General features: G+C 63.0%; 13 protein-coding genes. 9 read left to right on the forward strand and 4 right to left on the reverse strand.

Annotation, left to right across the window (positions count from 1 at the left end):
* The 3 genes from DH10_RS17685 to DH10_RS17695 all read right to left on the reverse strand — a co-directional run.
* A partial coding sequence (locus DH10_RS17685; protein ID WP_192385136.1) for a DUF1223 domain-containing protein occupies positions 1-464 on the reverse strand: 464 nt, incomplete at its 3' end.
* Positions 465-643: 179 nt separating this feature from the next.
* Positions 644-1,015: an endonuclease domain-containing protein gene (locus DH10_RS17690; protein WP_192256027.1), complete on the reverse strand. Its 372-nt coding sequence runs from the start codon at positions 1,013-1,015 to the stop codon at positions 644-646.
* A 101-nt stretch (positions 1,016-1,116) separates the two neighbouring features.
* On the reverse strand, positions 1,117-2,241 hold the full coding sequence (locus DH10_RS17695; RefSeq protein WP_192256028.1) for a TadE/TadG family type IV pilus assembly protein: 1,125 nt from the start codon (positions 2,239-2,241) through the stop codon (positions 1,117-1,119).
* 304 nt (positions 2,242-2,545) lie between these two features.
* Here DH10_RS17695 and lepA point away from each other — a divergent pair, with 304 nt between their 5' ends.
* Positions 2,546-4,351 (forward strand): translation elongation factor 4, encoded by a 1,806-nt coding sequence (gene lepA, locus DH10_RS17700; RefSeq protein ID WP_192256029.1) that lies wholly within the window; start codon positions 2,546-2,548, stop codon positions 4,349-4,351.
* A 519-nt stretch (positions 4,352-4,870) separates the two neighbouring features.
* Here the strand turns inward: lepA and DH10_RS38230 are convergent.
* Positions 4,871-5,098, reverse strand: a complete 228-nt coding sequence (locus tag DH10_RS38230; protein ID WP_192256031.1) for a DUF3800 domain-containing protein — start codon at positions 5,096-5,098, stop codon at positions 4,871-4,873.
* A gap of 41 nt (positions 5,099-5,139) precedes the next feature.
* Here DH10_RS38230 and DH10_RS17710 point away from each other — a divergent pair, with 41 nt between their 5' ends.
* From DH10_RS17710 to DH10_RS17745, 8 genes are all read left to right on the forward strand, one after another.
* Entirely contained in the window at positions 5,140-5,619 is a 480-nt protein-coding gene (locus tag DH10_RS17710) for a hypothetical protein (protein WP_192256032.1), read from the forward strand.
* A 158-nt stretch (positions 5,620-5,777) separates the two neighbouring features.
* Positions 5,778-6,290: a hypothetical protein gene (locus DH10_RS17715; protein WP_192256033.1), complete on the forward strand. Its 513-nt coding sequence runs from the start codon at positions 5,778-5,780 to the stop codon at positions 6,288-6,290.
* A gap of 10 nt (positions 6,291-6,300) precedes the next feature.
* Complete coding sequence (locus tag DH10_RS17720) at positions 6,301-6,810, forward strand: hypothetical protein (RefSeq protein ID WP_192256034.1); 510 nt, start codon at positions 6,301-6,303, stop codon at positions 6,808-6,810.
* A gap of 89 nt (positions 6,811-6,899) precedes the next feature.
* On the forward strand, positions 6,900-7,271 hold the full coding sequence (locus tag DH10_RS17725) for an endonuclease domain-containing protein (RefSeq protein WP_192256035.1): 372 nt from the start codon (positions 6,900-6,902) through the stop codon (positions 7,269-7,271).
* Between the two features lie 142 nt (positions 7,272-7,413).
* Positions 7,414-7,761: a hypothetical protein gene (locus DH10_RS17730; RefSeq protein ID WP_192256036.1), complete on the forward strand. Its 348-nt coding sequence runs from the start codon at positions 7,414-7,416 to the stop codon at positions 7,759-7,761.
* Positions 7,762-8,007: 246 nt separating this feature from the next.
* Positions 8,008-8,634, forward strand: a complete 627-nt coding sequence (locus DH10_RS17735) for a CDGSH iron-sulfur domain-containing protein (protein WP_192256043.1) — start codon at positions 8,008-8,010, stop codon at positions 8,632-8,634.
* Between the two features lie 60 nt (positions 8,635-8,694).
* Complete coding sequence (locus DH10_RS17740; RefSeq protein WP_192256045.1) at positions 8,695-8,997, forward strand: cupredoxin domain-containing protein; 303 nt, start codon at positions 8,695-8,697, stop codon at positions 8,995-8,997.
* A 355-nt stretch (positions 8,998-9,352) separates the two neighbouring features.
* Positions 9,353-10,104: hydantoinase/oxoprolinase N-terminal domain-containing protein (locus DH10_RS17745; protein WP_281423847.1), on the forward strand; the 752-nt coding region annotated here is incomplete at its 3' end.

The following is a 10,104-nucleotide window of genomic DNA, read 5'->3' on the forward strand; positions in this document are numbered from 1 at the left end:
GCGCCGCCGGGCGCCGTGCCGGCGCCGATGCTCACCTTGCCGCCGGTAAGCGACACGTCCGGACCCTCGGCGCGGCCGGCCTTGGCAATGAGGCTCTGGATCTCGCCGGGCTTGGCACCAACCGCGTCGGCGCTGCCGTTCACCACCACCTGGGGCGTGAACGGCCCGTCATGGCCGAGCGACGGCTCGTAATTGACCTGGCGTTGCGTGAATTCCTGCCGGCCGAAAGTGTCCTTCCAGCCGAGATAGTCCCAGTAGGTGACGTTGAAGGACAGCGCCAGCACGCCCGGTTGGTCCTTGACCTTGATCAGATTGGCATTGGCCGGCGGGCAGGACGAGCAGCCCTGGCTGGTGAACAGCTCGACCACGGTGAGCGGCTGCGCGGAAGCAGCGCCGGCGGTGGCGGCAAGCGCAATCAGCGCGGCGCCGGCGAGCCTGCCGAGCGTTGTCTTTGGTCCGGTCATGAGAAGCGGTCTCCGTTGCGGCGATACCCCCATTTCGCCGCCGCGGAAGGCTTCGTTACAGCTTCACCGGTTTGTGATTGAGCTCTCCTTTCCTTCTCCCCTTGGGGGAGAAGGTGGCTCTGCGCGCAGCGCCGAGACGGATGAGGGGGGTTCCAGCTTGATGCCGAGGTTGACCCAGGTCACCGCCAGGGTAGCAAGTCGGTATCCCTTACATAGGCGATGATCGTGTCGCAGACGCTGTCCAGATCCTTCAGGACATCATCGTTCCAAAACCGCAGCACGCGAAAGCCGATTGCCTTCAGCTCCGCGCTGCGGATCCCGTCGGAATCCGAATCAGCATGCTGGCTACCATCGACCTCGACGATGAGGCGTGCTTCGAGGCAGACAAAATCGGCGACGTAGTTTCCAATGGGAACCTGGCGTCGAAACTTTATCCGATCGAGCCTGCGATCGCGCAGTTCATACCAAAGCTTGTTCTCCGCCTCTGTCATTTGACGCCGAAGCATGCGTGCGAAGGTTCGCTTGGTTTGTGTGACAGGTTGATGCGGCATGACGTGAGATTAGCGAACTGCCGCACTCCGTCCAGCCCCCCTCATCCGTCTCGGCGCTTCGCGCCGATCCACCTTCTCCCATAAGGGGAGAAGGGGAAGCCTCACTGCGTCATCACAGTCTCGGATTGCCGCTTGTTGAAGGCGCACTTGCCGGTCACGGTGTAGAAGAAGTCGGCGTTGCTGACATCGGCCGGCACCGGGTTGCCGCCGTCTTCCCAGGCCTGGTAGCTGGTCTGGTTGCAGGGTACGGCGCTGAAGATGTCGACCTTCTCCCCGGTCGCGACCTCGGGCATATCGGTCTCGCTGCTGCCGATGTAGAGCCGGTTCGAGGTGGTGGCATCGTCCGACTTCAACGTTTGCGGATTGCCCGAGGGAACGTCCATCTGCAGATAGAGCGTATCCATCTGGCTGACGTCGATCGCCGCACCGGCGCCGTTGGCCGGGTAGGTGGTGGTCGTGCAGGTGGTATTGAAGTAGATCGTCTTGCCGGTTCTGCTGTCCTTGGTGCTGCCGGGGATCGATCCCGCCGGCGGATTGCTGAAGGCGGTGGTCGAGCCGGTCGTGGAGCAGACCTGCTGCTGGACCTGCGTCTGCGTGGTTCCATTCACCGTGTAGACAGCGGTGGTTCCGTAGCCCTTCGGCTCGCTCACGGTGTAGCTCTTGTTGCCCACTTGATAGGTGTATTTATAGGGGACGTATCTGTAGTCGATCTTCATCAGGCTCTGCGCGTTCGTCTGTGCGAACTTGGTGCCATAGAGATACATGGTCTTGTTCCAGTAGCCCGACACTTTCGTCACCTTGAAATCGGCCTGCGTCAGCGCCGGCGTCTTGCGCACCGAGGAGCCGACGCCGATCTGCACCGAATTGATTCTGGCGATCGCCATGAAATTGGTCGGCATCGGGTAGCTTGCCGTGGCGCTGAACGTCGCCGTTCCGTCGGCGGCGACGTCGACGGCAGTGAGCGTTGCGGTGCCCTGCCCGCTATTGGCCGCATAGGCCTGCTGCATCGCCGTCTGGCGGTCGGCCTTCGAGGTCGTGGTCTCCATCGTGGTGATCGACAGGATCGCGGCGTCCAGCGCGTTCCGCATGTTGCTCCTGGTGGTCACCGCCGAGGTGTAGTCGACGGAAAAGCCGACCGCGATCAGCAGCGGGATCGTTAACATGACCATGATCGGCATCATCGAGCCGCTTTCAGAGCGGACGAAATCTCTTGCGGACGAAAACATTCCTTGACCCCAAACACCGCCGGCAGCACAGCCGCCTACACCCGAGGGTAGAATTATGCCCTAAAGGGGTGCATGAAAGTTTAAGCGAATTTGAATGTTTTCCCCTTCTCCCCTTGCGGGAGATTGTGGATCGGCGCGCAGCGCCGAGACGGATGAGGGGTGTTGGAAGGATCGCCAACGTCTCATTCCTTCCAGCACCCCTCATCCGTCGCCTTCGGCGACACCTTCTCCCGCAAGGGCGCAAGGGGAGAAGGAAAAGCCCCACCGCTTGCCCCCCACCCCCGCCCCTGCTAAAGCGCGCCGCATGACGACCCCGCTCGACCACATCCGCAATTTCTCCATCGTCGCCCATATCGACCATGGCAAATCCACGCTTGCCGACCGGCTGATCCAGCTCACCGGCGGGTTGGAGGCGCGCGACATGAAGGAGCAGGTGCTGGACTCGATGGACATCGAGCGCGAGCGCGGCATCACCATCAAGGCGCAGACGGTGCGGCTGAAATACCGCGCCAACAACGGCGAGGACTATATCCTCAACCTGATCGACACGCCCGGCCATGTCGACTTCGCCTACGAGGTGTCGCGTTCGCTGGCCGCCTGCGAGGGCTCGCTGCTGGTGGTGGACGCTTCTCAGGGCGTCGAGGCGCAGACGCTCGCCAATGTCTACCAGGCCATCGACAACAACCATGAGATCGTCGTGGTACTGAACAAGGTCGACCTGCCGGCGGCCGAGCCCGAGCGCATCCGCGAGCAGGTCGAGGAGGTGATCGGCATCGACGCCTCCAACGCCGTGCTGATCTCGGCCAAGACGGGGCTCGGCGTGCCGGACGTGCTGGAGGCGATCGTCCACCAGCTGCCGCCGCCGCGCGAGGGCGACGTCACCGCCCCGCTGAAGGCCATGCTGGTCGACAGCTGGTACGACGCCTATCTCGGCGTCATCGTGCTGGTGCGCATCATCGACGGCGTGCTGAAGAAGGGCCAGACCATCCGCATGATGGGCACCGGCGCGAAATACCTCGTCGAGCGCACCGGCGTGTTCACGCCGGCCCGCGTCAATGTCGACGAGCTCGGCCCCGGCGAGTTCGGCTTCTTCACCGGCTCGATCAAGGAAGTGGCCGACACCCGCGTCGGCGACACCATCACTGAGGACCGCCGCCAGACGGCCAAGGCGCTGCCCGGCTTCAAGCCGGCGCAGCCGGTGGTGTTCTGCGGCCTGTTCCCGGTCGACGCCGCCGATTTCGAGGACCTGCGCGCCGCCGTCGGCAAGCTGCGCCTCAACGACGCCAGCTTCTCATACGAAATGGAGACGTCCGCCGCGCTCGGTTTCGGCTTCCGCTGCGGCTTCCTCGGTCTCCTGCACCTGGAGATCATCCAGGAGCGGCTGGAGCGTGAGTTCAACCTCGACCTCATCGCCACCGCGCCCAGCGTCGTCTACCGCATGAACCTCATCGACGGCACGGTGAAGGAGCTGCACAACCCGGCCGACATGCCCGACGTGGTCAAGATCGCCTCGATCGAGGAGCCGTGGATCCGCGCCACCATCCTGACCCCCGACGACTATCTCGGCGGCATCCTGAAACTCTGCCAGGACAGGCGCGGCATCCAGGCTGACCTCTCCTATGTCGGCAAGCGCGCCATGCTCACCTACGACCTGCCGCTCAACGAGGTCGTCTTCGATTTCTATGATCGCCTGAAGTCGATCTCCAAGGGTTACGCCTCCTTCGACTATCACCTGACCAACTATCGCGAGGGCGACCTGGTGAAGATGTCGATCCTGGTCAACGACGAGCCGGTCGACGCTTTATCCATGCTGGTGCACCGCTCGGCCGCCGAAAAGCGCGGCCGCGCCATGTGCGAGAAGCTAAAGGAGCTGATCCCGCAGCATTTGTTCAAGATCCCGATCCAGGCCGCCATCGGCGGCCGCATCATCGCCCGCGAGACCGTCTCGGCGCTGCGCAAGGACGTCACCGCCAAATGCTACGGCGGCGACGTGACCCGCAAGCGCAAGCTGCTCGACAAGCAGAAAGAGGGCAAGAAGCGGATGAGGCAGTTCGGCAAGGTGGATATCCCGCAGGAGGCGTTTATCCAGGCGCTGAAGATGGGGGACTAAGCGGTCCGGCCTTCGGCCGGACGCATCGACCCGGTGGGTCGATGCGAGCGCAAGTCCGGGTGGGAGCTGCCGCAGGCAGCGGGTCCCACCCCGGGGGTTGCGGCAGTGCGGTGACCCGGTTGGCGCGCGGAGCGCCAAACCATTGATCTAGTGAATCGGTGGTAGGCTTCGAAAGCTGGGGACTGCTGGCAGGCAGTGGGCCCCCACCAGCGCGGGGCTGAAGCTCCGCATTGGAGATTGTCTCGAGGCCGCAAGATCGGATCGTCCGCCACGCCGAAAATTCAAAAAGTAAGCCAGGAGCTGGCCGCAGGACTTTGGCGAGGCACTTGGGCAATGGATTTGCCACTAGGAAAAGCGACTCATTTTCAATGACTTATCATAAAAGAATCAGATAAAACATTGAACATGTTGACTTTTTTAGAATAAAGACCTATTTTATATGAGCTCGACTGAGCCGGTGGTAGAAGCCGGGGTAAGTCTTGCTTAAGGGCGGTGCCGAGAGATCGGCGCCGCCCTTCGCTATCTTATGATCCCGAGCGGATCCTGTCTGTTGCACTCTCTGGTAAGAGTCACATCCAGTTTTTCAAAAGACTTGTGAATTCTGCGCTGCCGTGCTTTTGGGGTTGGCAATTCACGCCGCAGAAGGCCGAACGCCAGAATGTCTGCGACCTGGATAAAGTAGCTCTTCTGCGAGCTTTTAAACTGTGGGTCTTCTATTATCCGTTCTATCGGGATGTTCTTAGTCACACCACCATCAGGCCAGCCGCCCTGATTACTTGGTATGGGTTGTGGACGCGCATACGCCTGACCATGGCGATGTATTGCCGCTCCTTCCCTTCATCGCAGATCAGATGTGCGAAGGAATCCCAGGCTACCATCGTTCGGTTAATGCGGTTCAACAGGCGCTCGAATGCCCGGTATTGATCGTCGTCATTATTACAGACATTAAAGACCCGCACACCCCATCGATGCATGAATTCGACCACCTCGAAATGCTTATGAAAGATCTGTGCGCGAGTGTGTCTGCTCAGGTGCGCAAGCGCCCCATCGCTTCCTCTACCAGACAAAAATGCTGTCGAATGGATTTCAAATCCAAGCGGGATGCCGTGCACATCTCTCAGATGTATACGCCACTTCTTGATGTACTCGAACGCCGTATTCCATTGGCGATGCGGGATTGCCAACGCAGAAAATACATTCGCTGGGCGGTCAGTCGAATCGTCGATTTAAATAAAGTGCATTCATTCCAGAATGTAATCATCTACTGAAGAGTCAAGTAGACAAGCGTCCTTGGAAATGTACCGGTCATCGGCTTCCTCATCCGCTAGTGTCGAACGGACCGATTCTAGGCCCGCGACGCCTCGACCAGTCTTTGAGAACGTCTAGCGTTGCGCTATCCTCTCCCTCGGCTTTGGGGAGATGTCACATGCGCTCCACTTCGGACACCGTCGCCGCGATCGGCCTCGCCATCGGCGGCGCGTTTGGCATGGCGGGCACTTTCGTTGCGAGCGATGCGCTGCGCGAGACGCTGTGGACCATCGACGGCGTGGGCGTCGTCGTCGCCGCGGCGCTGCTCGTGATGAAATATCAGCGGCTCGGCAATGACCTCGTCGCGGCCGGGTTCCTGACTTTCCTTGCCGGCGAGAGCCTGCTTCTGGCCGGCAATGCGGCGGGGCTGCGGGCCAGCGTGCCATCCTACGCCGGCGGCATTGCGCTCTGGGCCGCGGGGCTGGTCATGGTCAGCGCCCAAAGCACCTTCGCGCTCTGGATGCGGCTCACCGCTTTCGTTGCCGCCCTGCTCTTCGTCGTCTCGGCGATGATGATCCTCTGGGGCGCGCCGCTGCTGCCCACCTCCGCGCCGCTGCCCGCCGCCGGCTATCCGTTCCTGGTCCTCACCTTCATCGGCTGGATCTGGACGCTGCTGAAATCCGAGCGCTGAGCGTGCGGACATGGCCGCGCCGCTCGAAATCCGCAACAGCCCCACCGGCAAGATTTTTCCTGCCTTCGGGCCGTTCCTGATCGGCGGCATTTTTGGCTTCGGTGCGCTGCAGGGCGTGGCCTCGGGCACCGATGGCGGGCATGTGCTGTGGATCGCGCTGCTTTCAGCCGCTTGCCTCGGGCTCGGCTTCTTCATCGCGCGCGGCGCCTTCGACACGTCGGTCAAGGTCGTGCTGGACAAAAACGGCTTCCGCGATCGCCGCGCCGGCGACGTGCTGGTGCCGTGGAGCAAGGTGAGGAGCGTGTGGCTCGCGTCCGGCGGCAAGGGCGCGGCGATGCTCAATTTCGAGCTCACCGAGGAGCCGCCCGACGCAATCAAATATGCGGCCGCCAATGCCTTCGGCCTGATGCCCTTCGGCAAGACCACCGTGCACATGGAGATCTCCTCGCTCGACGTGCGCGGGGAGGAGATGGTGGATGCGGTGAAGGAATTCGCCCCGCATGTGGTGGTGAGGCGCTGATTCTTCCTTCCCCCCTTGTGGGGGAAGGTGGATCGGCGCGCAGCGCCGAGACGGATGAGGGGTGTTGGACGGAACTCCGATTTTGCTCCATGCCGCACCAGCCCGTAGCCCCGACCAAACGTGATTTCGCTCGCCGCATGCGCCATGAGGCGACGGAAGCGGAAGGCCGCTTGTGGCAAGAATTGCGCGATCGCCGCCCCAACAAGATCAAGTTCCGGCGTCAGGCGCCAATAGGCAGATTCATTGCCGATTTCGTCTGCGTCGAGGCTCGGCTTATCGTCGAAGTCGATGGCAGCCAGCATGCGGACTCGCTCCACGATCAGGAGCGCGACGCCGAACTGAAGGCGAGAGGCTTTCGTGTGTTGCGCTTTTGGAACGACGACGTTCTGAAGGACTTGAACGCGGTTTGCGATACCATCATCGCCTATGTGCGCGATCAAAGTTTGCAGCCGTGGCGGTGAGGCCGCTCAGGCGTCTTTGCCAAGCTGGAACACCCCTCATCCGTCTCGGCGCTGCGCGCCGATACACCTTCTCCCACAGGGGGAGAAGGGGAGGTCGCGCCGCTCTCCTGCCCATGCTCTACTGCCCTCGGGGGACCTCACCATGATTCGCCTCTCGCTCGCCTTTCTTCTCCTCACCACACCGGCCTTCGCCGCCGACATGTCGGTCTTCGTCCGCAACCAGCGGCCCGACGGCGTGGCGGTGGAGCTGTTCAGCCGCGACAGCGGCAAGGTCTGGCCGGGCGGCGACAAGGTCTTCCTCATCCGTCCAGGGGCGAAGAAATCCGTGCCGATCTCCTGCGAGCCCGGCGAGCATATCTGCTGGGGCGCCTGGGTGAACGGCGACGATTCCGTCACCGCCGGCGTCGGCCCCGACAACGACCGCGCTTGCGACACCTGCTGCTTCATCTGCGTGGAGCATTCGACCGAGACGGTGGATCTGGCGGAATGAGCGCCAATCTCCCCCTTGTGGGGGAGATGTCGCCGAAGGCGACAGAGGGGGTCGCCGCGCGCCGAGCGCCGACGCCCCTGTGCGCCGAGAAAGGACGCCGGCGATTTACGTGAGACGACCCCACTGACCGCTTCGCGGCCATCTCCCCCTCGAGGGGGAGATTTGGCGCCCTTCCGCCCGGCCAGCTTGACGTGTTTCCCGCCCTCGCCCTAGCCTCGTCTCCACCCCTAACAGGAGACCCCACCCATGGCAGGCACGGTCGAAGGCGAGAAGATTGACGTTTCCTTCAGCGGCAAGCGCTGCATCCATTCGCGCAATTGCGTGCTCGGCAACCCGCATGTCTTCGTGCCCAATGCCCCGGGCGAGTGGATCCATCCCGACGCGGCGAGCGTCGAGAAGGTGGTGGCGCTGGCGGAGAACTGCCCGTCGGGCGCTATTACCTATTCGAGAAAGGATGGCGGGCCGCAGGAGAAGCCGCCGGTGGTCAACACCGTGCGCCTGCGCGAAAACGGCCCGCTGGCGGTCCATGCCGAGATCGTGCTCAACGGCGAGACATTCTATCGCGCCACGCTCTGCCGCTGCGGCCAGTCCCAGAACAAGCCGTTCTGCGACAACAGCCACATCAAGGCCGGCTTCACCGCCACCGGCGAGCCGCCGCTGAAGGAAGCGCCGGCGCTGGAGGCGCGGGACGGCCCGCTCAGCGTGACGCCCACCACCAACGGTCCGCTCAGGCTCGAAGGCAATGCCGAGATCGTCACCGGAACCGGCCACACCATCGACCGCACGACGCGGGTTTTCCTCTGCCGCTGCGGCCACTCGGCCAACAAGCCGTTCTGCGACAATTCGCACAAAAAGGTAGGGTTCGTGGCGTGACAAGCGGCGCGCCGGCGTTAGTTCTAGGATGAGGATTTGCGTTCAGGAGGAAAATCCACCATGCGCACCATGCTCGTTCTTGCCCTGCTTGCCTTCGCCGTGCCCGCTTACGCCGCCAACCACGCGGTCCAGATCAAGGATATGAAATTCCACCCGGCGAAGATCAGTGTCTCCGCTGGCGACACCGTGACTTTCACCAACGCCGATTCCAAGACGCACACCGCCACGGCTGACGACGGCTCCTTCGACACCGGCCAACTCGCCAAGGGCAAAAGCGCTAAGGTCAAGATATCGGCCGCCGGCGCGCACCCGTTCCATTGTGCGATCCACAGCTCGATGAAGGGCACCGTCACGGCGAAGTAGCTCAACTTTTCAAGAGCGTCGGCTGGGCGTGACCATCAAGGGGCGGAGTTCCTTCACACCCCCTCTGTCCTGCCGGACATCTCCCCCGCAAAGGGGGGAGATCAGATGTCATCGGTGCTTTCGCCAATCGCCAACGTTGTAGGGGCAGCGCCGGCGCTTGAGGTGCCAATCTCCCCCCTTGCGGGGGAGATGTCCGGCAGGACAGAGGGGGGGTGCTGTCGCGCCAGCATCTCACCGAAGTCTTCCACCCACCCTACCGCACCATCCCTTGGCCCATCTCACCAACCTTTATCCGCCAGCCCGTATCGGCTAAGGGCTTCGCAACAAAGCCCATGACCCCGGACCACCTTCAAAAATGACCGCCAAGCCATCCCCTCTTTTCCTCGGCATCGACACCGGCGGCACCTATACCGATGCCGTGCTGTGGTCGGAGGAGGGCGGCCCCCTCGATACGCCAAACAAAGGCAAGGTGCTGGCCAAGGCCAAGGCGCTCACCACCAGGCACGATCTCGCCGTCGGCATTTCCGGCGCGGTCGACGCGGTGCTGGAAAAATCCGGCACCGACCCGGCCGCGATCAAGCTTGTCTCGATGTCCACCACCCTTGCCACCAACGCACTGGTCGAGGGCCAGGGCGGGCGCGTGGCGCTCATCATGATCGGCTTTTCCGAGGCCGACCTTGCCCGCGACGGGCTGAAGACGGCGCTCGGCACCGATCCGGTGGTGTTCTGCCCCGGCGGCCATGACGTGCACGGCAACGCCGCCAAGCTCGACCTTTCCGGCCTCGAGGCGGCACTCCCCGAGCTCGGCGCCTCGGTGTCGGGCTTCGCCGTATGCGCCTATTTCGCCACCCGCAACCCGGCGCATGAGCTCGCGGCCCGCGACCTGATCCGCGAAAAGACCGGCCTGCCGGTCACCGCCAGCCATGAATTGTCGGCCAAGCTCGGCGGCCCGCGCCGCGCGCTCACCACGCTGCTCAACGCCCGCCTGATCTCGATGATCGATCGGCTGGTGGCAGCGACCGAAGGCTTTCTCGCCAGGCGCGGCATCGCCGCGCCCTTGATGGTGGTGCGCGGCGACGGGGCGCTGGTGTCGGCGGCCTTTGCCCG

The sequence above is a fragment of the Mesorhizobium silamurunense genome (genome assembly GCF_014843825.1).
Classification (GTDB): domain Bacteria; phylum Pseudomonadota; class Alphaproteobacteria; order Rhizobiales; family Rhizobiaceae; genus Mesorhizobium; species Mesorhizobium silamurunense.

Bases quoted from the DNA above. Each gene is read 5' to 3' on its own strand.
- DH10_RS17690 (WP_192256027.1), bottom strand. From the start codon at position 1,015: ATGCCGCATCAACCTGTCACACAAACCAAGCGAACCTTCGCACGCATG.
- DH10_RS17695 (WP_192256028.1), bottom strand. From the start codon at position 2,241: ATGTTTTCGTCCGCAAGAGATTTCGTCCGCTCTGAAAGCGGCTCGATG.
- lepA (WP_192256029.1), top strand. From the start codon at position 2,546: ATGACGACCCCGCTCGACCACATCCGCAATTTCTCCATCGTCGCCCAT.
- DH10_RS17715 (WP_192256033.1), top strand. From the start codon at position 5,778: ATGCGCTCCACTTCGGACACCGTCGCCGCGATCGGCCTCGCCATCGGC.
- DH10_RS17720 (WP_192256034.1), top strand. From the start codon at position 6,301: ATGGCCGCGCCGCTCGAAATCCGCAACAGCCCCACCGGCAAGATTTTT.
- DH10_RS17725 (WP_192256035.1), top strand. From the start codon at position 6,900: ATGCCGCACCAGCCCGTAGCCCCGACCAAACGTGATTTCGCTCGCCGC.
- DH10_RS17730 (WP_192256036.1), top strand. From the start codon at position 7,414: ATGATTCGCCTCTCGCTCGCCTTTCTTCTCCTCACCACACCGGCCTTC.
- DH10_RS17735 (WP_192256043.1), top strand. From the start codon at position 8,008: ATGGCAGGCACGGTCGAAGGCGAGAAGATTGACGTTTCCTTCAGCGGC.
- DH10_RS17740 (WP_192256045.1), top strand. From the start codon at position 8,695: ATGCGCACCATGCTCGTTCTTGCCCTGCTTGCCTTCGCCGTGCCCGCT.